22 protein-coding genes and 1 CRISPR repeat array (1 of these 23 cut by a window edge) are annotated in these 22,494 nt (G+C 61.2%); of the genes, 15 read left to right on the top strand and 7 right to left on the bottom strand.

Annotation, left to right across the window (positions count from 1 at the left end; genetic code table 11):
- Positions 1 to 76 precede the first annotated feature (76 nt).
- A complete protein-coding gene (locus tag GFD25_RS09020; RefSeq protein ID WP_163232053.1) occupies positions 77 to 1,078 on the bottom strand; it encodes a lipid II:glycine glycyltransferase FemX in 1,002 nt (333 codons plus the stop codon).
- 120 nt (positions 1,079 to 1,198) lie between these two features.
- Here GFD25_RS09020 and GFD25_RS09015 point away from each other — a divergent pair, with 120 nt between their 5' ends.
- On the top strand, positions 1,199 to 2,170 hold the full coding sequence (locus tag GFD25_RS09015) for a lipid II:glycine glycyltransferase FemX (protein ID WP_163232051.1): 972 nt from the start codon (positions 1,199 to 1,201) through the stop codon (positions 2,168 to 2,170).
- A 126-nt stretch (positions 2,171 to 2,296) separates the two neighbouring features.
- Here the strand turns inward: GFD25_RS09015 and GFD25_RS09010 are convergent, their stop codons facing one another.
- The gene (locus tag GFD25_RS09010) at positions 2,297 to 3,865 is read right to left on the bottom strand and encodes a UDP-N-acetylmuramoyl-L-alanyl-D-glutamate--2,6-diaminopimelate ligase (protein WP_163232049.1); all 1,569 of its coding nucleotides are present in this window, start codon (positions 3,863 to 3,865) and stop codon (positions 2,297 to 2,299) included.
- A gap of 232 nt (positions 3,866 to 4,097) precedes the next feature.
- On the opposite strand from GFD25_RS09010, the gene GFD25_RS09005 reads away from it, so the two are divergent.
- Together GFD25_RS09005 and GFD25_RS09000 are read left to right on the top strand one after the other, a co-directional pair.
- Complete coding sequence (locus GFD25_RS09005) at positions 4,098 to 4,793, top strand: sigma-70 family RNA polymerase sigma factor (RefSeq protein ID WP_338024649.1); 696 nt, start codon at positions 4,098 to 4,100, stop codon at positions 4,791 to 4,793.
- The gene (locus GFD25_RS09000) at positions 4,790 to 5,095 is read left to right on the top strand and encodes a hypothetical protein (RefSeq protein WP_163232047.1); all 306 of its coding nucleotides are present in this window, start codon (positions 4,790 to 4,792) and stop codon (positions 5,093 to 5,095) included. Before GFD25_RS09005 ends, GFD25_RS09000 begins: the two co-directional genes overlap by 4 nt.
- A gap of 171 nt (positions 5,096 to 5,266) precedes the next feature.
- Here the strand turns inward: GFD25_RS09000 and GFD25_RS12580 are convergent, their stop codons facing one another.
- Both GFD25_RS12580 and GFD25_RS08995 read right to left on the bottom strand, forming a co-directional pair.
- Complete coding sequence (locus GFD25_RS12580) at positions 5,267 to 5,341, bottom strand: 50S ribosomal protein bL37 (RefSeq protein WP_003817083.1); 75 nt, start codon at positions 5,339 to 5,341, stop codon at positions 5,267 to 5,269.
- Positions 5,342 to 5,433: 92 nt separating this feature from the next.
- On the bottom strand, positions 5,434 to 6,384 hold the full coding sequence (locus GFD25_RS08995; protein ID WP_163232045.1) for an aldose 1-epimerase family protein: 951 nt from the start codon (positions 6,382 to 6,384) through the stop codon (positions 5,434 to 5,436).
- A gap of 119 nt (positions 6,385 to 6,503) precedes the next feature.
- On the opposite strand from GFD25_RS08995, the gene GFD25_RS08990 reads away from it, so the two are divergent.
- On the top strand, positions 6,504 to 7,496 hold the full coding sequence (locus tag GFD25_RS08990) for a 4-hydroxy-3-methylbut-2-enyl diphosphate reductase (RefSeq protein WP_163232043.1): 993 nt from the start codon (positions 6,504 to 6,506) through the stop codon (positions 7,494 to 7,496).
- 142 nt (positions 7,497 to 7,638) lie between these two features.
- Here the strand turns inward: GFD25_RS08990 and ybaK are convergent, their stop codons facing one another.
- From ybaK to GFD25_RS08975, 3 genes are all read right to left on the bottom strand, one after another.
- Entirely contained in the window at positions 7,639 to 8,148 is a 510-nt protein-coding gene (ybaK, locus tag GFD25_RS08985) for a Cys-tRNA(Pro) deacylase (RefSeq protein ID WP_163232041.1), read from the bottom strand.
- A gap of 127 nt (positions 8,149 to 8,275) precedes the next feature.
- A complete protein-coding gene (gene gap / locus GFD25_RS08980) occupies positions 8,276 to 9,334 on the bottom strand; it encodes a type I glyceraldehyde-3-phosphate dehydrogenase (protein ID WP_163232039.1) in 1,059 nt (352 codons plus the stop codon).
- Positions 9,335 to 9,509: 175 nt separating this feature from the next.
- Complete coding sequence (locus GFD25_RS08975) at positions 9,510 to 10,235, bottom strand: thiamine diphosphokinase (protein ID WP_163232037.1); 726 nt, start codon at positions 10,233 to 10,235, stop codon at positions 9,510 to 9,512.
- 106 nt (positions 10,236 to 10,341) lie between these two features.
- On the opposite strand from GFD25_RS08975, the gene GFD25_RS08970 reads away from it, so the two are divergent.
- From GFD25_RS08970 to cas2, 11 genes are all read left to right on the top strand, one after another.
- Complete coding sequence (locus GFD25_RS08970) at positions 10,342 to 12,033, top strand: spermidine synthase (protein ID WP_239512514.1); 1,692 nt, start codon at positions 10,342 to 10,344, stop codon at positions 12,031 to 12,033.
- Positions 12,034 to 12,380: 347 nt separating this feature from the next.
- The gene (gene infC / locus GFD25_RS08965; RefSeq protein ID WP_163232035.1) at positions 12,381 to 13,082 is read left to right on the top strand and encodes a translation initiation factor IF-3; all 702 of its coding nucleotides are present in this window, start codon (positions 12,381 to 12,383) and stop codon (positions 13,080 to 13,082) included.
- Positions 13,083 to 13,100: 18 nt separating this feature from the next.
- Positions 13,101 to 13,295: a 50S ribosomal protein L35 gene (gene rpmI / locus GFD25_RS08960; protein WP_152357322.1), complete on the top strand. Its 195-nt coding sequence runs from the start codon at positions 13,101 to 13,103 to the stop codon at positions 13,293 to 13,295.
- Between the two features lie 53 nt (positions 13,296 to 13,348).
- Complete coding sequence (rplT, locus tag GFD25_RS08955) at positions 13,349 to 13,732, top strand: 50S ribosomal protein L20 (protein WP_163232033.1); 384 nt, start codon at positions 13,349 to 13,351, stop codon at positions 13,730 to 13,732.
- 196 nt (positions 13,733 to 13,928) lie between these two features.
- Positions 13,929 to 16,400, top strand: coding sequence for a CRISPR-associated helicase Cas3' (gene cas3, locus GFD25_RS08950; protein ID WP_163232031.1), 2,472 nt, complete (start codon positions 13,929 to 13,931; stop codon positions 16,398 to 16,400).
- Positions 16,401 to 16,536: 136 nt separating this feature from the next.
- Positions 16,537 to 17,193: a type I-C CRISPR-associated protein Cas5c gene (cas5c, locus tag GFD25_RS08945; RefSeq protein ID WP_163232029.1), complete on the top strand. Its 657-nt coding sequence runs from the start codon at positions 16,537 to 16,539 to the stop codon at positions 17,191 to 17,193.
- A complete protein-coding gene (gene cas8c / locus GFD25_RS08940) occupies positions 17,190 to 18,989 on the top strand; it encodes a type I-C CRISPR-associated protein Cas8c/Csd1 (RefSeq protein ID WP_163232027.1) in 1,800 nt (599 codons plus the stop codon). Before cas5c ends, cas8c begins: the two co-directional genes overlap by 4 nt.
- Positions 18,982 to 19,914: a type I-C CRISPR-associated protein Cas7/Csd2 gene (gene cas7c, locus GFD25_RS08935; RefSeq protein ID WP_163232025.1), complete on the top strand. Its 933-nt coding sequence runs from the start codon at positions 18,982 to 18,984 to the stop codon at positions 19,912 to 19,914. The genes cas8c and cas7c overlap by 8 nt, the downstream gene beginning before the upstream one ends.
- Positions 19,915 to 20,008: 94 nt before the next feature.
- Positions 20,009 to 20,716 carry a CRISPR-associated protein Cas4 gene (gene cas4, locus GFD25_RS08930; protein ID WP_163232023.1) on the top strand — a complete coding sequence of 236 codons (708 nt, stop codon included), beginning with the start codon at positions 20,009 to 20,011 and terminating at the stop codon, positions 20,714 to 20,716.
- Positions 20,716 to 21,747, top strand: a complete 1,032-nt coding sequence (gene cas1c / locus GFD25_RS08925; protein WP_163232083.1) for a type I-C CRISPR-associated endonuclease Cas1c — start codon at positions 20,716 to 20,718, stop codon at positions 21,745 to 21,747. Before cas4 ends, cas1c begins: the two co-directional genes overlap by 1 nt.
- A 6-nt stretch (positions 21,748 to 21,753) precedes the next feature.
- Positions 21,754 to 22,044, top strand: a complete 291-nt coding sequence (gene cas2 / locus GFD25_RS08920; protein WP_163232081.1) for a CRISPR-associated endonuclease Cas2 — start codon at positions 21,754 to 21,756, stop codon at positions 22,042 to 22,044.
- A 319-nt stretch (positions 22,045 to 22,363) separates the two neighbouring features.
- Positions 22,364 to 22,494: direct repeats of the CRISPR family, unit length 33 nt; unit sequence GTCTCCCTCCTCACGGAGGGAGCGGATTGAAAT; it runs 1,654 nt beyond the window's last position.

The raw sequence follows: 22,494 nt of genomic DNA, 5'->3' as shown, positions 1-22,494 counted from the left end.
ATACGCGCGCGCATCGCACCGTGACGTGGCCGTGGCCACGACCACGGCCACTGGATGTCATGCGGGAATGCGCCGTTCAGTGCTCGCGCAACGAGTCGCGCAGCTTCTCCGCGGCGGTCAGCGTGCCGTAGAACACCTTCCTGATCGGCACGTCTCGGGCCGGGGCCACGGGTGTGGTCTCCTCCGTGAACTTGGTCTTGAACATGTTCAACGACTTGAGCGACGGCGAGAAATCGTCGCCGATGCCCATCAGGTCGATCTGCGTATAGCCTTGGGCGCCGAGCGCGCAGCAGAACGTGTACAGCAGCTTGTCTGGCACGAGATCATGCATCACCGCGGTGCTCATGCAGGCGTAGTAATACACCGCACGGGCTCCGTTCAACGTGACGATCGACCATGCGACGACCCGTCCGTCGATGCGGGCGGCGAACACGCGGCAATGGTCGGGGCCGAGCGCGGCGATCATATCGGTGTAGTCGTCCATCGGCGCGGGGGAGAACCCGTCGCGTTGCGCCGTCTCCACCATCACGTCGTAGTATTCGGAGAAGTCGGCCGTTGCCGATTCGGTTTCGTCCCGGCAATCGGCCGGACTTTCGCGCAGCGCCTTGCGCACGTCGCGACGGCCGCGCTTCCTCATGCGTCCCAGGATCGCGTCGTCCCCGCCGGTCAGATCCACGATGACGGTCTCGTCATACGGGACGGTCGACAGCACGGGTTCGGTGCCGTCCTCGAACCAGGCGTCGATGCGCAGGAACACGATCCCCGGATCCTCGGCATGCACGGCCTGCGTCAGCGCGTCGATGACCTCGCGTTCCTCGGCCGGCGTGGGCCTGGCGATCCAGACCGGCCCGTGCGCGGCGTGCAGATAGTGGTATCCGTGCGTTTCGTAATCGATGAACGAAATGAACGCGACCGCATCGTCGTCGCGGCGGATCACGTACGCGCCCCACGGCGTGCGACCGTCGATGTCGGCCTGATACGCCGCCCATACGGCGGTCTGTTCGATGGGAAGGCTGATGTCGTGCTCGGCTGCGGACGCCTCCAAGACTTCAGGGGTGACGGCTTCCAACGTAATCATGATGCTCCTTGCGATTGACCGGTGACGAGTGTAATACGGCCCGTGTCCGGCTCCGGGGCGTCGGTAGGCTCGGTGGGATACCATATGCGTACGGCATTGTGAATGAACCTATGGAGCATCATGCAGGAGACAACCGAAATTCAGAACCAATCCGAGTGGAACGCGCTGGTCGAGGAGCGTCACGGCCATCCGCTGCAGCTGTGGCAGTGGGGCGAGCTCAAGGCGTCCACCGGTCCGTGGACGGCGCATCGCGTCGTCGTCAAGGACGACGGGCGCGTCATTGGCGGCGCGCAGATCCTCGTACGTGACCTGCCGTGGCCGTTCCGCGCCATTTCCTACGCTCCGCGCGGACCGTTCGCCGATGATGACGCGCAGCTGGCACGCGTGGCCGACGCCTGCGCAGACTGGTGCAAGGAGCACGTCTCCTCGGTGAGCCTGAAGATCGATCCGGCCGTCGAATCGCTGGAACTGGGCGGTTCATGGGTCAAGGGCAAGTACATCATGCTCGCCAAGACCGCGGCCATCGACCTGACCCCGGACGAGGACACGATCATGAAGGGCCTGCATTCCAAGAAGGCCCGCCAGTACATCCGCAAGGCCGGCCGCAACGGCGTCGTATGCCGTCCGGCAGTCGAAGCCGATCTGGACGCGATCCTCGCCATCTACCATGACACCGCCGCCAACGACCACTTCCCGCTGCACCCGGACGAATACTACCGCGCCGCGTTCGCCCTGTTCGGCGATGCCGGCCAGCTGTTCGTGGCCGAACACGAGGGACGCGTCCTGTCGTTCCTGTGGAACATCACCTCCGCGAACGGCACCGCGTTCGAACTGTGGGGCGGCGTCAACGACGAAGGCAAGACGCTGCGCGCCAACTACCTGCTCAAGTGGACCGCGATCCTTGCCGCCAAGGAGAAGGGCGCGGTGCTGTACGACCTCAACGGCCTGCTCAACGACGGCATCAGCGAGTTCAAGATGCTGTTCGCCAACGAACCGATCTATTGGGTCGGCACGTTCGACAAGCCGCTCAGCCCGTGGTACCACCTGTGGAACACGGCGCTCAAGATCCGTTCGCGCATCCGCAAGGGCTGACGGCGGGCAAGTCCGGCAAGATCTTTCGGAACATACGAAGGCGGGACGTCTCGGATCATATGATCTCGGAACGTCCCGCCTTTTTACGTACGTATATGCGCTCGTCGCGCGCGGCCTGAGACCCGCTCAGTCCTGCGCGATGCCGAACAGGCGGCGGATCACATGGCCGTCGCCCTCGTACGGCGCATGCTTGCCGCCGACCTTGATCCACTGCTCCTCGCCCTTGCCGATGACCAGCAATACCGTCAGCCGGCCGGCCTTCGCGTCCGTGCGCGCCTCCTCGACCGCGGTTTCGATGGCCTTGGCACGGTCGAGGATGATCGTGGACGACACATGCGGATTCGTGATATAACCGCGCATCTCGTCGAGAATGTCGGTCATCGGCTCCTTGACGGTGTCCTCCGACGTGAGGATGATGCGGTCCACCTTGTCCTGCGCGCCGTCGATGATGCCCTGACGGCGGTCCACGGCCTTGTCGCCGACCGAACCAGTCACCAGCACCAGCCTCGGAGAACGGTCCGCGTACTTGCGCAGCACGAATTCGGCAAGCGTCTTGGTGCTCACGTAATTGTGCGCGTAATCGACGTAGGCGACGATGTTGCCGTCGGCGCTCGCGAACCGTTCCATGCGTCCGGAGATGCGCACCCGTTCGAGCGCGGCGAACGCGGGGGAGTCCTGAGGCACGCCGGCCTTGCGGGCGATCGCGATCGCGGCCGCGGCGTTGGCCGCGTTGAATCCGCCTTCGAGTTCGAGCGAGAAATCGCCGATGGCCTTGCCGTGATCAAGGAACACGTACTGCGTTGGATGCTGCGGGTCCGGCGTGGCGATGACGTCGATGCCGTCGGTCACGTCGCCGGCTTCGTCGCGCAGCGCGAACGAGACGACCGGAACGTCGGCGCGCGCCGCATCCTGACGGATCAGGTCGGCGTGATCGCAGTCCTCGCCGAGCACCAGCGTGCGGCAGTTGTACGAGATCTGCCGCTTGCAGTGCAGATAGTCCTCGAACGTCGGATGCTCGATCGGTGAGATATGGTCGGGGGAGATGTTCAGGAACGCGGCCACGTCGAACGTGAGCCCGTAGACGCGCTGCACCTTGTACGCCTGCGAGGAGACCTCCATAACCAGGTAGCGCATGCCGTTATCGACGGCCTCGCGCATCATGCGGAACGCGTCGAGGCTTTCCGGCGTGGTCAGCGCGGATTCGGTGTACGTGTGGCCGTCCAGGCAGTTGTCGACCGACGAGAACAGCGCGCATTTGCCGCCGGAATAATCGTTGAGCACGGCCTGCGTGAAGTACGCGGTCGTCGTCTTGCCCTTCGTGCCGGTGATGCCGATCACGGTCAGCTCGTCCTGCGGGCGACCGAAGAACGCGGCCGACAGCAGGCTCATCGCCTTGCGCACGTCGTCGACGATCAGCCCGGACGCGCGGGTCACAGACGAGAAATCGGTTTCGGCCACGTATGCCGCCAGTCCGCGCTCGTCCACGCCGTGCAGGTATTCCGGCCTGAAGTTGCCCTTGCAGAACAGCAACGTGCCGTCGGCGACCTGACGCGTGTCATACGTGACGTCCGAGAACGGGCGATCGCCGCCGTCGACATCGGCCGCGTCCAGCGTCCACAGATCGCCGGCGATGATCTCGCGCAGCAGATGATGCTCGTCCAGCAGGCGGGCGGCCGATTGCAACGTCAAAGACATGATGATGCTCTCCCTTACGTTCGTGACAACTGGCCATTCTACCGTGCGCCATGTGCACGTTCGGTGGCGGCCCGGGCGTGTTCCGGCCGCCTGCCCGGACGGTTTCGTCGCTGCCGTTACAATGGGAGCCGTGGCAGACGAAAAGGTGAACGAACACGACGACGGGGATGACGCCGGCCAGGCGCGGGGAGCCGTGGACGGGTCGGGGCGCGCGGGGAGCATGACGCCCGGGATGGCGGCGAAACGCGAACGGTTCGAGCGTCTCGCCATGCCCGCCGTGGACGCGCTGTACCGGCAGGCGATGAAACTGACCAACAATTCCGAAGACGCGCAGGACCTCGTGCAGGACACGTTCGAACGCGGATTCAAGGCGTTCGACACCTTCCAGGAAGGCTCGAACTTCGAAGCGTGGATGACCACGATCGAACGCAACGCCTACTTCAACCAGTACGCGAAGGCCAAGCGGCGCCCGCAACGCGCCAACGATTCGACCGGCGAATACGACGACTGGGACATCTACTCGGCGTCCGAACATTCGTCGGAAGGACTGAAATCCGCGGAACAGGAATACCTCGACACCTTCGCGCCCGAGGAGATCATGGCCGCGCTCGACCGGCTGCCTCCCGAACGCCGGCAGGTGTTCATCGACACGGTGATCGACGGCAAGACCTACCAGCAGGTGGCCGACGAGCAGGGCGTGAAGATCGGCACGGTGATGAGCCGTCTCAACCGCGCCCGCACGCAGCTCAAGCGCGACCTTGCCTCGTATGCGAGAGAGCGTGGATACGGCAGACCATCGGGCGGTTCCACAGGTGTTGCCACTGGCGGTTCCGGCCGTGACTCCAACGGTTCACTGTCCGCGAAGCGCGGCGGAACCGGCGATAATGGAAACGAAGAGACGACGAGCGGACGGAAGGAGCGGTCATGAGCGGGCAGATCGAACGTCACATCTCGGTGACCCGTCAGACCGCGGACGGCACGGTGATCCGCACCGACGTGCATGTCAGCGCCGTGCATCCCGATCCCGCCGTGCTGCCCGGCGTGCAGCCGGACGCCTTGGCCGGCACCGGTTCGGGGGACTGCTTCGATCCTGACACCTGCTGCGACGAACGCGAGAAGGCGCTGATCATGGCGATGCGCGCCTACCTGCGGCCGGACGTCGCACCGGAATGCCTGATGCGCCGTTTGCGTGAGACGCTCGACCATTGCTGCTGCGACGGCGACGAGTGACGGCATCGCGGCGTCGCGGTGTCGCAACGTCGCGACAACGCGTATGTCCGATCGGTGTCCGGATCTTGACCGTGTCGCGTTCATGACGCGCGGAGATATGCGAAACCCCTGCAAACCGATGGTCTGCAGGGGTTTCCTAGCGTTGTTCACGCAGCCTGAATCAGGCTTGGATCAGGCGTTCGGGCGCTTGCCGTGGTTGGCGGCCTTCTTACGACGATCCTTGCGCTTGCGTCCGCGCATGCCCATGATGGACTCCTTTACTGAAGATTAATAAGCCTACGGGATTATCGCACATCCCACCGACGTTCGCAAGCCGAACGGTCCACGAACCCCGGGACTCAGTGCTGTTCGGCCTTGATGAACAGCTTGGTCGTGCTCGTCTCGCCGGGCTTGATGACGATCAGGTCGTTGCCGGTGTTGAACGCGTTCGCGTACGCGGTCTGCGGCTCGACGGCGGTGCCGGCCGGGTGCTGGAACGCCGGGAAACCGGTGCCGGTGCACACCTGGAACGAGGTGATCGTCTCGTCGCCGCCGACCTTGATCTCCAAGCCGTCCGGGCGGGTGAACGTCGCGGTCACGGTGCCGTCGGCGTCATGGTGCAGGTCGGTCCACGCATCGTCGAACGGCTGGCCGGTCAGCAGCGGGTGCTCGCGCAGATCGTACTTCGTGCCGTCCACCGGTTCGGTGCCGGTCGGAATGAGGTTCTCGTCCACGGTCACATGCGTGTCCGCCGGAACCGTCAGACGGCACTGCGCGTTATGGCCGTCGATCTCGTCGCCGTAGCCGTTGAAGCCGTTGTCGAGCCACGGATGGATCGCCAGCGCCCACGGGGCGTCATCGCCGCCGTTGTTGTACGCGCTCACGGTGATGTGCAGGCCGTCGGCGTCCAGCTCGTGCTTGGCGGTCACGATCACGTCGAACGGATAGCCGAGCAGGAACGGCACGCGCCACGACTGCGTGACGGACGTTTCGGTCAGCTCCTCGAGCTTCCAGTAGGAGCGGTAGCCATAGCCGTGGATGGCGGTGTTGCGGTCGTGCTCATCGATCGGCAGCGTATAGGTCTTGCCCTCGAACGTGTAGGTGCCCGCCTCGATGCGGTTCGGGAACGGGACGAGCAGCTGGCCGTGGCAGCAGGTGACCGGATCGTCCGGGCCGAGCGGCACGATCACGTTCTTGCCCTGATAGGTGACCTTGCGCATCGTCGCGCCCAGTTCGGTGATCACCGCGGCCCAGTCGCCGTAATGGATGGAATACTGCTGGCCGGTGCGCGGCGGGATGTTCTTCGTCATGTACATCACTCCATAGTGAGGATTTCGTGTGCCCGGTAACGGATGTTACCGCTAACGATCCAGTCTAGCGCGTATGTCGGCTAGTATGGACGGGTGTTGCATAACGAAAGGCGGACGTGATGGCGAAACGAATCGTGTTGGCTGACCCGCGCGGCTTCTGCGCGGGCGTGGACCGGGCGATCCTCACCGTGCAGACGATCCTCAAGGCGGCCGGCGCGCCCCGCGAGGACGGATTGCCGCCCGTGTACGTGCGCCGCCAGATCGTGCACAACAGGCACGTCGTCGAGGATCTCGCCTCGGCGGGCGCCGTGTTCGTGCAGGAACTCGCCGAAATCCCCGACGCGGCCGCGGCCGCCGGCATCCCGATCGTGTTCTCCGCGCACGGCGTGTCGCCGTCCGTCAAGGCCGAGGCCGCCGCGCGCGGCATGCACGTGGTCGATGCGACCTGCCCGCTGGTGAGCAAGGTGCACCGCGAGGTGCTGCGGTTCGTCAAGGAAGGCTACGAGATCGTCTACATCGGACACAAGGGACACGACGAGGCCGTCGGCGTGGTGGGGGAGAGTCCCGAACACGTGCACCTCATCGAACACGCCGACGACGTGGACGCGCTCGACTTCACTCCCGACACGAAACTCGTGCTGCTGAGCCAGACCACGCTCAGCATCGACGAGACCGCCGGCACCATCGCCGCGCTCAAGGCCCGCTTCCCATGGATCAAGGAGCCGCCGAGCTCCGACATCTGCTACGCCACGTCGAACCGACAGGCCGCGGTCAAGCTCATCGCAGAACAGTCAGACTGCGTGGTGATCGTCGGCTCGGCCAACTCGTCCAATTCGGTGCGGCTCATGGAAGTGGCGCAGGACGCGCTCGCCGGACGCGGAATCGCGCATCGCGTCGACGACGCGGGTGAGATGGATCCGGCGTGGTTCGACGGCGTCGAGGCCGTCGGCATTTCGTCCGGCGCATCCGTGCCCGATGAGCTCGTCGCGGGCGTGATCGAGTCGCTGCGCGGACTCGGGTTCATCGACGTATCCTCCGTGGAGACCATCAAGGAGAACATGCACTTCGTGCTGCCGGCGGAACTCCGCCGGCAGCCTTCGCGTGCGCAATAGCGCGCACGCTCACTTCGCCTATGGGAAGCACACCGTGCTTCCCATTTGACGGCTCAGTCGGCCGAGCTTCGCGGCCGGCAGTCCTCGCCGGCACGGTAGTGTGCCGGCTCACTTCGCCTACGGGAAGACCGCCGACAGGCCGTCACCAAGTGCCGATGGGGGCGGCGACGGCGTTCAGCACCTTGAGCAGATCCTCGGGCGCGATGCCGATCGAAAAACCTCGTTTGCCGCCCGACAGCAGGATACGGTCAAATTGCAGTGCGGACTCGTCAAGCACGGTCTTGTGATGCACCTTCTGGCCGAGCGGCGAGATGCCGCCGACCACATACCCGGACTCGCGCATCGCGACCTTCGGATCGGCCATCGAGGCCTTCTTCGCACCGACCGCCGCGGCCAGGGCCTTGAGGTCCATGTGCACGCTCACCGGCACCACGCCCACCACGCGTTCGGAGCCGGTGTCGGCCATCAGCGTCTTGAACACCTGATGCTCGTCGAAACCGAGCTTGGTGGCCGCCTCCACGCCGTAGCCGTCGTCCATATGGTCGTTGGAATGCTCGTATTCGTATGTTTCGAACGGCACGCCGGCCTTTTCCAGCTGCACGGTCGCCGGCGTCGAGCCCTTGCCCTTCTCGTTCTTGGATTTCTTGCCCATGTCGCCCCATCATAACGCGCGCGATGCTCAAGCATACGAAAATCCCCGCTCCGCGTGAACGGAACGGGGATTTTCGTCAATTCGTCATGAATCACTCATGAACCCAAGCGGGCGAACCCGCGCGGATTCACTCGGAGATCTCGGCGAAGTACTCGAGGGTGCGCACCATGTTGGAGGTGAAGCCGTACTCGTTGTCGTAGAAGGCGACGGTGCGGGCCATGGTCACGCCGTCAACGGTGTTGACGTCGGTCTGGGTCGGATCGAAGACGCCACCGTGGGTGTCGCCGATGATGTCGCCGGACACGATGCCATCCTCGTTGTAGCCGTAGTACGGGGTGTCGGAGAAGGCTTCCTTGAACGCGGCGTTGATCTCGTCAGCGGTGGTCTCGGTGTTCAGGACGGTGGTCAGCTCGGTGATGGAGCCGTCCGGGACCTGGACGCGCTGGGCGTGGCCCTGCAGCTTGCCGTTAACCTCCGGCACGACCTTGCCGATGGCCTTGGCGGCACCGGTGGAGTGCGGGATGGTGTTGATGGCGGCGGCGCGCAGGTCGCGGCCGGACTTCTTGCCACGCGGGCCGTCCAGGATCATCTGGGTGCCGGTGTAGGCGTGGACGGTGGTCATGAAGCCGACCTTGATGCCGAACTTGTCGTTCAGCAGCTTGACCATGGCGGCCATGGAGTTGGTGGTGCAGGAGCCGGCGGACACGATGTTGTCGGTCGGCTTCAGGATCTCGTGGTTCACGCCGAACACGACGGTCGGGGTGGTGGCGTCCTTGGCCGGGGCGGAGATCAGGACCTTCTTGGCGCCGGCATTCAGGTGGGCCTGGGACTTCTCGGCGGAGGTGTAGAAGCCGGTGCACTCGAGGACGAACTCGACACCGTCGTTCTTGACCCACGGGATGTTGTTCGCATCCGGCTCGGCGTACACCGGGTACTCCTTGCCGTCGACGACGATGGCGGAGTCGGTGGCCTTGACGTCGACCGGGGTGCCGTCGGCGTGCTTGAAGGTGCCGTGGGTGGAATCGTACTTCAGCAGGTAGGCCAGAGCGGACGGGGAAGTCAGATCGTTGATAGCGGTGACCTCGATATCAGCGGCCTCGCCACCCTTCTGCTGCAGGTCGAAGATGCGGCGGAAGGCGAGACGACCGATACGACCGAAGCCGTTAATACCAATCTTAACTGTCATGTAATTCTCCCTTGTAGGGTGACCTTGCGCGCGAACACACACAAGGCCATTGTTTACCAACACGAACCACTCTAATGCGTCGTCTGTACTATTGGCAACGATTCGCGGGCGTGTTTTCGCTTATTGGGCAAACCTTCTGTGAGCGTTCACATTCCCGTGGGCGCCGGCGTGCGCGTCACTTCACCAGAATCGGGGAGACATGCGTGTCGAGCGCGCCCAGATCGCCTCCGAACTCCCGGTAGCGGGCCACCGCCGGCGTCGGCGCCTCGACCGGGAACGTGACGATCAGCGTGCCGTCATGCACATTGATCTCAGCCGGAACGCCGGGCCGGAACTCGTTGCTCACCCCCTGCACGACGTCGTTCGACAGCGTGCCGTCCGTCAGCTCGTACTTCAGTCCAGGCTCGTTCACGCCGCGCGAGACGTCGGAGTGCGAGAACACCGACACCATGCGGCCCGGCGCGAGATCGGCGGCCGGGAACGACAGCGCCCCATCGCAGATAGCCGTGACGACCGTGCCGTCGCCGTGCAGGAACCCGATGCCGCCGTGATGCGCGAGCAGCGTCATCAGCTGGATGCCCGAGATCGTATGGTCGATGCGGCCACCCAACGCACCATATATATGGAACGTGCGGCAGCCGTGCGACCATCCGACCTTCAACGCGCTGAGCAGATCCGGATCGTCCTTCTCGCTCGGCAGCGCGATCGTATGCTCGGTGTCGGTCGGGCGGATCCCGTGCAACGAATCGAAATCGCCGATCACCACGTCCGCTCGCACGCCCAGCGCGCGCGTATGATCCAAGCCGCCGTCGGCCGCGATCACGAACGACCCATCCGGCACGTCGATCGGGTCGCCGTAGTATTCGCCCGCGGCGAAAATCACGCAAGTCTGTTCGCTCATGCGCACCACTGTACGCCCCGAACGCGGCTTTCCGTCCGGTGCGGCGAGGCGGCCGGTGGTGTAGGCTCGGCAACATACCAAGGGCGGACGAAACGAAGGGAAGATCATGGCGAAAGCGGACACGACGAAAGAACGGCCGATCCTGAAATCGAAGATCTTCCTGTACGTCACCGAATTCTTCTCCGGCATGGCCGTCATGGCCGCCGAACTCGGCGCGTCCCGACTGCTCGCGCCATACTTCTCCAGCTCGCAGATCGTGTGGACCATCATCATCGGCACCATCATGATCGCGCTCGCGCTCGGCGCGGTGTTCGGCGGACGCTGGGCCGACAAGGACCCGAACCCGGACAAACTGTACTTCCGCATCCTCGTCGCCGCGGTGTGGATCGCGCTGATCCCGCTCGTCGGCAAGTACCTCATCATCGCGATCTCCGGCCTGCTCATCGTCACCGTCTCCACGAACTTCCTCGTCCTGGCCGCGTTCGTCAGCTGCATGGCGATCTTCGTCCCGCCGCTGTTCCTGCTCGGCACCGTCACCCCGGGCCTCAACAAGTTCGCCACCGACTCCCTCGAGGACAACGCATCCGTCGTCGGACGGCTGTCCGCCTGCAACACCGTCGGCTCCATCCTCGGCACGTTCCTGCCGACCTTCATCACGATCCCCGCCGTCGGCACGTTCGTCACGTTCCTCATCTTCTCCGGCGCCCTGCTGTGCCTGCCGGTCGTCTATTTCTTCGCCGCGCGCGTGCGCAGCATCGCCTGCGCCGTCGCCGTCGTGGTCTTCGCCCTCTCCGGCGCGTTCTCGCCGATGAGCGGCTTCGCGTTCTGGGAGAACCAATCGGTCATCGCCTACGAAGGCGAGTCGATCTACAACTACCTGCAGGTCAAGAACCTGTCCGACCGCACGATCCTGTCCACCAACGTGCTCTTCGGCGTGCAATCCGTCACGATGAAGCAGCCCGGACTGACCGGCATGTACTACGACACCGCGCTGGCCGCGCCGGCGCTCGCCAAAAAGGCCGACTCCGCGCTCATCCTCGGCATGGGCACCGGGACGTACGCGCGCCAGCTGCGCCAGTACTATCCGGACATGGACGTCACCGGCGTGGAGATAGACGGCAAGATCACGAAGCTGGCCGGCGAATATTTCGACGAGCCGGGCGACATCGACGTGTCGACCTACGACGGTCGCGCATGGCTGGCGGCCAGCCACGACACATACGACGTGATCATGGTCGACGCGTACCAGGACATCACCATCCCGTTCCAGATGAGCTCCAAGGAGTTCTTCTCGCTGGTGAGGAGGCACCTCAATCCGGGTGGCGTGATGGTCGTCAACATGAACATGATCTCCGACGGGCAAGGCTCGATCAACGAGGCGCTCACCGATACCATCGCATCCGTGTTCGACTCCGCCTTCGTGCGCACGGCCGACGTTCCGGGCACGACGAACCGCGAACTGTTCGCGAAGAAGACGGACCTCGGCGGGGCGACCACCGCGATGTCGGAGAGCGAGGGCATGGACACGCTGTCCGACCCCGGAACGCTGGAGACGCGCACCTATGACCGCACGCACAGCCACGAGCTCGCCTCGGCGATGAACGAGATCGCCGGTCGGCTGACCGAGGTCGACAACCCGAACTGGAAGAAGGACGCGACGATCCTGACCGACGACAAGGCGCCGGTCGAGGTACTCGGCATGCGTGCGATCGACAACATCATCGCCCGCGAGGCCGGGCCGTACCGCGAACTGCTCAGGAAGGAAGGGATCGCCGGACTGCTGCGGGCCGTGCAGTAACGCGCAATAGGTAGTCGGAGTGCCGCGGTCGGGGCGTCTCGCGTAATTCCGACCGGGCGGGACTTTGGTGCGGTCGACGGACGACACGCCCGGTCGAGGGGTGTGGTATTATCTACAAGGCTTGAGAAATCAAGAAAGCGGGGCAACCCCACCTGGAAGCCTTTCATGGCCTCGGGTTCAAGGCAATGGCCTATTTCCGGCGGCTTTCGCCGGGAACGTATCGCAACGGATACGGACATATGACGTCGAACGCGGATGCGTGCCGATTACGGTGCGTGCGTCGACGGGACTTGCCATGAATTCGGACGATGAATCGCGCCCATCCGGGGTGTTCCGCCGTGAAGAACATGAGGATTGGAGTCATCATCAGCGACGAACCACGCATTAACGACGAGATTCGCGTCTCCCAGGTGCGTCTGATCGGACCGAACGGCGAGCAGGTGGGAGTCATCGCGACTTCCGTCGCGCTGAACCTGGCCAAGGAAGCGAACCTCGATCTCGTCGAGGTGGCACCCAACGCGAAGCCTCCGGTCGCCAAGCTCATCGATTACGGCAAGTTCAAGTACAACGAGAAGATCAAGGCCCGTGAAGCCCGCCGCAATCAGAGCACCGCGGAGATCAAGGAGATCCGCTTCCGCCTGAAGATCGACGACCACGACTTCGAAGTCAAGAAGGGCCACGTCACCCGCTTCCTGAGCGGCGGCGACAAGGTCAAGGTCACGATCATGCTGCGCGGTCGCGAGCAGTCCCGCCCGATCGGCGGTGTGGAACTGCTGCAGCGCCTCGCCGACGACGTGCAGGAGTACGGCACCATCGAATCCGCTCCCAAGCAGGAGGGCCGCAACATCATCATGACGCTTGCGCCCAAGGGCAAGAAGGTGCACACGCAGTCCGAGCAGCGCCGCCGCGGCGACCAGTCCCGCGCCGAGCGCCAGGCCCGCCAGGCGGCACGTCTGGCCGCCAAGCAGGAGGCTCAGGCTCAGGCCGCAGCCGAGGCGAAGGCCGCGGTCAACGGCACCGAAGACAATACGACTTCCGAAAAGAAGTAACCAACAAGGAGGGCAGCAATGCCGAAGATGAAAACAAATTCCGCCGCGTCCAAGCGCGTCCGCGTCACCGGCAAGGGCAAGCTGGTCCAGAACGGCAGCGCCATGCGCCACAACCTGGAGCACAAGTCCGCTCGCAAGCGTCGCGCCCTGAAGGCCGATGCCGTGCTGGCTCCGTCGCAGACCAAGGTCATGAAGAAGCTGCTGGGCCGCTGAGCCGCCTGAAGCCGATTCGCGAAGAAACTTTTTAGAAAGCTGAGGAATAGATTATGGCACGTGTCAAGCGCGCAGTGAACGCCCACAAGAAGCGTCGCGTCGTTCTCGAGAGGGCTTCCGGCTACCGCGGCCAGCGCTCCCGCCTGTACCGCAAGGCCAAGGAGCAGCTGCTCCACTCCTTTACCTACAACTTCCGCGACCGCAAGGCCCGCAAGGGTGACTTCCGCAAGCTGTGGATCCAGCGCATCAACGCCGCCGTCCGCGCCGAAGGCATCACCTACAACCGCTTCATGCAGGGCCTGAAGCTGGCCGGCATCGATCTGGACCGCCGCGCTCTCGCCGAGCTCGCCGTGTCCGATCCGGAGACCTTCAAGGCCATCGTCGCCGAGGCCAAGAACGCCCTCCCGGCCGACGTGAACGCTCCGGTCGAGGCCTGATTCGGGTCCGCGACAGCCGCGCAATCGTAACACACGCGAAAACCCCGCCCGATGTGGCGGGGTTTTGCATATCCAAGCCTCTTCCCGTCTCAAGGTCTTCTCCGTCGTACAGGCACCGTTGCCGACCGGAATCGTTGTGCAGGGTATAAGCTGAAGACGAAACCAGTCAACGACGGATGAGCGGCAATGGAGCACGATGGTCGTATCCGGTTCATCCGTCACATCGCATGGGAATGGACGTGGGCCGGATATGTTTTATGCACGAACCAGTGATCACGGTTATGAGACATGCGTGGAACACCTATGCATGACCGGATGCCTTTCCGGCGGCTTCGCACAGCAGTTCGGTCATCTCGATGATGGTCTGCTGTCCGGTCTGGTTCATGATCTCGGCAAATATTCACCGGCCTTTCAGAACAGGATCCGTGATCCGGAGCATTCGGGCAAGGTGGACCACTCAACTGCCGGTGCGATGCTGCTCATGCGCGATGGCTATTTTGCCGCATCCATGGCGGTGGCCGGCCATCATGCGGGGTTGGCCGATCTGGGCAGCGGGGGAGAACTTGACGGTTCGACCTACAGCGCCCGCATACGCAGGGCCTTCTCTGCGGGTGGCCATAGTCCGCTGTCCTTGGCCGACGCCTGGCGCACGCAGTTGCCTATGCTCCGACCTGCGACTCAGGAGAAACCCGCGGCGACGTCGAAAAGCGTGTCGCGCTCTTTACGGACACCAGATGCCACATGCTATTCCGACATGATGCTGACGCGCATGCTGTTGTCGGCATTGGTGGATGGGGACCGGCTCGATGCGGAATTCTTCACCTCGAACCGGGAACGGCGTGCCGAACATCCGCTGCTGGAACGGGTGAAGGAACGGCTCGATCCGGTCGCTCTGGCGAAGGAACGCACTCCATCGTGGCATACGCTGCGCGAGACGGCGCAACGGTTTTCAGCGGAATACGCCGACGCAAACCGGTTCCAAGTGAATCGTGCCGCGGCTGTTATGGAGACCGTGGCACAACGATATCTCGATAAAACAGACAAAAGCCCGCTTGACGTCAAACGCTGCGAATTGCTTAGGCAGTGTCTCAGACGAGGGTGCGACGCGACATGCGGTACGGGACTGTATACGCTGACGGCGCCCACCGGCAGCGGCAAAACCATCGCGTCGATCACGTTCGCGCTCGAACACGCGCGTACGCATGGCCTGCAACGGGTCATCTACGTGATTCCCTACACGTCGATCATCGACCAGACCGTCGGCAATTTCGAGAAGATCTTCGGTCCGGATGTTGTGTTGCCGCATTATGCGGAGGCTCCGTACCAGCTCAAGGACGAGTCCGACATGGACGAGAACGATCTCAAGCGCGCGCTTGCGGCGGAGAACTGGAACGCGCCCATCGTGGTCACGACGGCCGTGCAGTTCTTCGAAAGCCTGTATTCGAACAAGACGTCACGTTGCCGAAAGCTGCACAACATCGCGAATTCGGTCATCGTGTTTGACGAGGCGCAGACGCTGCCCGTACCGTATCTGCGACCGTGCGTCACGGCAATCGCGGAGCTGGTGGAACGATACGGTTCCACGGCGGTATTGTGCACGGCCACGCAACCCGAACTCAAACCGCTGTTCGACCGGGCGTCCACGGATGGACAGGTCGATATTCCTGAAATATCGCCGTTCTCGGATGCGGATCGTGAGACATTCCGCCGCGTGACGGTCGAACGCATCGGAGACATCGAACTGGATGCGCTCGCGGATCGTCTGGACGATTATACGCAGGTGTTATGTGTGGTGAATACGCGCAAGAAAGCGCAGTATCTGTATGATCGCCTTGCGCACGGTGAGGACGAGGAAGGAACGTTCTGCTTGACGACGCTGCAGTGCGCCGCGGACCGCAAACGTTTGCTGAGGACGATTCGCGAACGGCTCGTCGCCGGAAAGACATGCCGTGTGGTGTCCACCTCGCTGATCGAAGCAGGCGTGGACGTCGACTTTCCGGTGGCATACCGGGAAGAGACAGGACTTGATTCGATCATTCAGACGGCCGGACGGTGCAACCGCGAAGGCAGGCATGCCGCCGAGCAAAGCATGGTCTACGTGTTCTCCACGGAAGGCGGCTGTGCTCCGTATCTGCGGCAGAACCTTGCGGCGTACCATGTCGTCGCGAATCGGTATGCCGATCTGATGTCGAGCGATGCGATTCGCATGTATTTCAACGAGCTGCTCGGCATGCTCGGCGGTGGCGGCGGGAGCGGGCGGAAAGCCGTAGGCAACGATGCGCTCGATGTGCATCGGATCATTGCCCTGCACGGACACGATAAAGGTATGCCGTTCGAACGTATAGCCGAACTGTTCAAGCTCATTGACACCCCGACCGTGCCGGTGTATGTCCCGTGGTCCGACGAAACGTCCGACGAGGGAATGCGGTTGTGCGCGCAACTGGAGCATGGGGATATCGATCGCACGTTGTTCCGCAAGCTGGGCAAGTATGCGGTCAATGTATGGCCGCGACACCTTGAACAGCTGTTGTCGGCGGGCGCCGTGCTACAGGTGGGACGGGATGGGGATCCCGAAGGAAACTGCTATATTCTTCGGGATCGGGGTTTGTACTCGCCTCAGCTAGGTCTGCGGCTGGATAGCGTGGCGGCTGACGGCATTTTCGTGTGAGGGGACCGGCATGCCCGTCTTCGTGTGGTAGGCGGGCATGCCAGGTGCCCTGTGGCGCTCCAGATACAATGCTGTATTGTCGGTGATGAGAACAGAGAGGTTCTTGAACCTAGTTGCTTCAGTGAAAGGAGGATGGATGTCAGTACGTTTGGAAGTCTGGGGAGATTATGCGCTCTTCAGCAGGCCGGAGTTTAAGACGGAACGTGTCACTTATGATGTCATGACGCCGTCGGCGGCACGAGGATTGCTGGAGGCGATATTTTGGCATCCGGGCTTGCGGTGGCGAATAGATAGGATTCACGTGCTCAATCCGATACGGTTCGACACCGTTCGCCGCAACGAAGTCGACAGCGTCATCCGTATGAGCAAGATTCGAACGATGGCGGAAGGAAAAGGCGACGGCGGCGTCATCTACACGTCCGAATCCATACAGCAACGGTCATCCACCATCCTGCGCGACGTCCGATACGTGATCGATGCGCATTTCACCATGGATCCGCGAAAAACATCGCCGGACGATTCGGCGGATAAGTTCCAGAGCATGTTCATGCGGCGCGCAGGCAAAGGCCAGTATTTCCATCACCCGTACTTCGGCACGAGGGAATTTCCGGCCGAGTTCCGTCTGTGGGAAAGCGATGACGACCCCGTCGGATTCGAACATGGGCATCGTGATCTTGGATACATGTTCTACGACTTCGACTACCGCAATCCGGCTCGTCCGAAACCGTTGTTCTTCCGTGCGGCATTGGATGACGGCGTGCTGGATGTCGCATCTGCGGAGGTGCGCTCATGATCATCAATGATCTGTGCAACGAATACGACGTGCTGGTGTCCAAACAGCTAGCTCCGGCCTACGGCTATGACAATGTCAACGTCCCGTATGGGCTGGTCATCAATGATGACGGCACGCTGGTTGAAGTCCGTCCGCTGGGAGATCACAGCGGCAGAAAGCCGGTGAACATCATTCCCGTTCCCGCTCGCGTCACCCGCTCGTCCGGTATCGCGGCGAACTTTCTGTGCGACACGGTGGCGTACATGCTCGGATTTGACGCCAAAGGAAAGCCCGAGCGCGCGATGCAGGCGTTTCGGGCGTGTGCCGCATTGCATCTGCGCATACTGGACGATGTCGCCGATCCGGCGGCTGCGGCCGTCCTCGCGTTCTTCGCAAACGAGCCTCAATGGGAAATCGCTCGTCGACTGATGGGGGACGATCCATGGGAATCCGCCGTGGCGCTGAATTTCGTCCTGCAATACGACAATGGGGAACGTACCATGTTCATCGACGATTGTCCTGCCGTACAAGAGGCGTGGAACGCATATTACGACCAGGAAGACACCGAGGGCGACGACGATACGGTATCGTTCAGCCTGGTCTCCGGTGAGCCGGTCATTCCCGCGAAAATCCATCCCAAAATCAAAGGAGTCGCAGGTGCGCAGCCATCCGGCGCATCATTGATCTCCTTCAACGCTCCGGCGTTCTGCTCATACGGTCTCGAACAGAACGAGAACGCTTCGATGAGCAAACGGGAGGCGTACGAATATACGACGGCGCTTAACGTGTTGCTCGCGGATCGCGATCGGGTGCAACGCATCGGAGACGATACCGTCGTGGCCTGGGCGCGTTGCGGAGAGCCCGCATATTCCGACGCATTCGGCGGCATGGCGTTTGCCCGGCTGCAGGCCGCCGTGTCGCAAAATGGCGGTGGAGTCGATGAGGCCATGGTTCAATCCGCCACGCGCTCGCTGGCTCAGGGGAGACCGTATGATTTCGAAAATGTTCGGCTTGATCCCGGCGAAGAGTTTCATGTGCTGGCATTGTCCCCGAATGCGGCGAGAGTGTCGGTCCGCTTCTATCTGACCAATACGTTCGGCGCGTTCGCCCGTAATATAGAGCAGCACTATCGGGATCTCGAAATACACCGTCCTGTCTACGACAAGACGACGTTCATGCCCACATGGCGGTTGTTGAACCAAACCATTCGGCCACAAAGCAAAACCGCGAAAGTGTCGTCGGAAATGGCCGGAGCGGTCATGAAGTCGATACTGAACGGTACCGCATATCCGGTGAGTCTGATCAATGCGGTGGAGCTGCGTATCAACGCCGAACGAGACATTTCGCCGGACCGGGCAGCCATCATCAAGGCGTATTACCTACGAAAAACAACCAACGAGCAGTTCAGGGAGGTACTGCAGATGGACATCAAAAAAGACAGCGAGTACGTGCCATACGTACTGGGGCGTTTGTTTTCCGTGTATGAGCAGATTCAACGGGCCGCGATCCCCAACATCAACACGACGATCAAGGACAAGTACTTCACCAGTGCGTCCGCGACGCCGGCTCGCATATTCCCGATCCTCGGCGAGCTTGAAGCGAAACACATGCGCAAGACCTGGCATTCGGAAGGCTACAAGGTCAAGCTGGAGAAGCTGCGGAACGAGTTGGCCGAGAAAGTGGGCGATCGTTATCCATTACGGCTTTCCCTCGAAGAGCGAGGAGCGTTCCAGCTTGGTTACTATCACGAGGACCAGCAACGATTCAACAAAACCGGCAACGCAAGCAACAACGAACAAGGAGCAGACAATGACTGACCGAACCCCTATAGAAAACCGTTATGATTTCACCATTCTCTTCGACGTGGAAAACGGCAATCCGAACGGTGACCCCGACTCGGGCAACATGCCGCGCATCGATATAGAGACCGGCAACGGACTGGTGACCGACGTTTGCGTGAAGCGCAAGATCCGTGATTACGTGCAGACCGCAATGGGCGAGGAAACTCCGTGGCGCATCTATATCCAAAACAGGAGGACGCTGAACCGACTCGACAGCGAGGCGCTGGAGAACGCCCATATTGATGCTCGTCCCGAGGACAAAGACTTCGCCAAGGAAATCAAAGCCCTGAAAAAGGATGATCCTGAGCTGGATCGACGGCTGCGTGACTATATGTGCGCGAATTTCTTCGATATCCGCACGTTCGGCGCCGTGATGACCACATTCGTCAAGGGCAGCCTGGCATGCGGCCAGGTGCGTGGACCTGTTCAGCTTGGATTCGCTCGATCCATCGACCCGGTCAGCGTCCAGGAAATCTCCATCACCCGCGTTGCCGTGACCACGGAAGCGGATGCCGTGGAAAAGAACAACACCATGGGCAACAAGTACATCATTCCCTACGGCCTGTATCGCATGAACGGTTATGTTTCCGCCAAACTCGCTCAGAATGTCACCGGATTCAGCGATGAGGACCTCGATATGCTGTGGCGTGCGATCCTGAACATGTTCGAATTCGATCGTTCTGCGGCACGCGGCAATATGGCGGTGCGCAAGCTCTATGTCTTCAAGCATTCCAGCGCGCTCGGCGACGCTCCTTCGTGGAAGTTGTTCGACAGCATCGATGTACGCAAGCGTGATGGGGTGGATGTCGCGCGAAGCTTCGGTGACTATGCGGTCACCGTGGGGCGCGATGCCATTCCGGATTCCGTGGACGTCTGCGAAATGGTTGATCACGAACTGTGAACCGTCGTATCGGCTGGCTGGATGCGTTTGCGTATTCAGCCAGCCGATCGATGATGTGCTTGTGTTTGCTGGATACGGCAACAAGGAGGTTGCTATGACGGATCAAACCGATTATCCGGAGGAAGATTGGCTGTCGCTTTCCGGAATCCAGCATTTTTCGTTCTGCCGTCGGCAGTGGGCGTTGGTCCACATCGAGCAGTTGTGGGAAGACAACGTACTGACCACATCGGGATCGCTGGAACATGAACGGGCGCACGACTACGACGCTTCGGAAAAACGAGGGGACCTGCTGATTCTGCGTGACCTGCGGGTCTTCTCCCGCCGGTTGGGAGTGAGCGGAGCCTGCGACGTCGTAGAATTCCGCGCATCACCGGACGGTGTCGCTTTGCATGGGCGCGATGGTCTGTGGAAGGCATATCCGGTCGAATATAAACATGGCCAGCCTAAGACGAAGGACGCGGACCGGTTGCAATTATGCGCGGAAGCGATGTGCTTAGAGGAAATGCTTGCCTGCGATATCGGCGAAGGCGCATTGTTCTACCAGCGTACGCGGCGCCGTGAAATCGTGGAATTCGACGAGACTCTGCGACATATGGTGGAGGATATGTTCCGACAGATGCATGAATTGTACTCGCGAGGACACACGCCGAAAGTCAGAATGGGCCGTGGATGTAAGGCATGCTCGTTGAAAGACGTATGTCTTCCTGAACTGATGAAGAAACAGTCGGCGCGTAGCTATATCAGCGCTCGTCTTCATGAGACCTCAAGCGATGGTGCGATGTCCGGACAAGGAGACGAATGATGCGGACTATGCTTAACACGCTGTTTGTGACCAGCGAGGATGCATATTTGTCGCTGGAAAACGACAACGTCGTCATACAAAACGAAGAAAAAATCTTGGCGAAAGTACCGTTGCGATCCATCGAACAGATCATAAGCTTCTCATATAAAGGCGCGTCCCCAGCACTGATGGGCAAATGCGCGCGCTCCGGCGTGGGAATGTCGTTCTACTCGCCGCGCGGACGATTCTACTGTTCGGTACTCGGTGAGAATAACCGCAATGTGTTGCTTCGACGTGAGCAATTCCGCAAAGCGGATTCGCCGGAAGATGGTCGAGATCTTGCTGCCGCGTTCGTGCTTGGCAAGATTTTCAATTGCCGCTGGGTCTTGGAACGCACGAAACGTGATCATGCGCTTAGGGTGAATGTACAACGACTGACAGCGCAGAGCGCATTGCTGAAGACAGAGTTGGATCGAGTGGAGGATTACGCATCGGTTGACGAGGTGCGAGGAGTTGAAGGAAAGGCCGCAAAGGATTACTTTTACTCGTTCGATGATTTGATTCTGAGAGACAAGGATTCGTTCTTTTTTGAACGGCGAAGCAGACGGCCGCCGATGGACAAGATGAATGCTTTGTTATCGTTTGCCTATGCGTTGCTGACCGGTGATTGCACGGCTGCATTACAGGGTGTCGGACTTGACCCGTATGTGGGTTTTCTGCATGTTGATAGGCCGGGGCGGCCATCGCTCGCGCTGGATGTGATGGAGGAGCTTCGTCCGGTGGTGGCGGATCGATTCGCGCTGACGTTGGTTAACACTGGTGCGGTGAAGTCCGGTCATTTCGAGGAAAGGGAAAACGGAGGAGTGTTTCTGACTGATGCAGGACGCAAAGTCGTGCTGGCTGCATGGCAGAAACGTAAGAACGAACAGATTACGCATCCATTTTTGGACGAGAAGATTCCTTGGGGGCTGGTGCCGTACGTGCAGTCGTTGCTGCTCGCTCGATACATACGTGGTGACACGGATGCCTATCCGCCGTTCATGTGGAAGTGATGAATGATGATGATTGTCGTTGCGTATGACGTGAATACCGAGACTGCTTCAGGGCGACGTCGACTGAGACTGGTTGCGAAGACGTGCATGAAATATGGGCAGCGAGTGCAGAACAGTGTGTTCGAATGTCTGGTATCGCCTTCGGATTATCTGGTACTTCGACACGAGCTGGATGACATCGTCGACCTTGAGCGCGACAGTATGCGGTTCTACAATTTGGGAGCGAAGTATTCAACTCGAATAGAGCATGTTGGTCGGCAGCGTCATGTTCCGGTTGATGATGTGATGATGGTGTAGGGGCGAGCGCGGATGCGGTGTTTGGATGAGTTGGATAGGTTGCTGCGGGGAGGCACGATATGGAGTCGGGCTAGCATGGTGCGAGGCGTGAGCTGACGGAGAATCGCCGGACGTTCGCACCTCGTTGAGACAAAGGGCGTGTGCTTTTTACCTATGATTGCTCCCCGAATGTGGGCTGTTGCTTGATATGTGAATAGTGTTTTTGAGATATGGAATTTTGGCGTTGCACTAGGACGCCTCGCATCGATATGTCCTGATATGATAACGCTGTAGCATATGCGAGTATTTCACGATGTGGAATACGTGTCTTATGTATGTAGTCTCCCTCCTCACGGAGGGAGCGGATTGAAATCTATATGGTCATGAGTGACACCCGTATTCGGGAACGTCTCCCTCCTCACGGAGGGAGCGGATTGAAATCAGTCCGCACATGGGTGTCGTCTCGGCTAC

Origin of the sequence: Bifidobacterium aerophilum (genome assembly GCF_010667685.1) — a bacterium.
GTDB classification, from domain to species: Bacteria; Actinomycetota; Actinomycetes; order Actinomycetales; family Bifidobacteriaceae; genus Bifidobacterium; species Bifidobacterium aerophilum.
The sequence above is the reverse complement of the archived record's forward strand: the minus strand, read 5'-3'. Positions and strand labels throughout refer to the sequence as shown.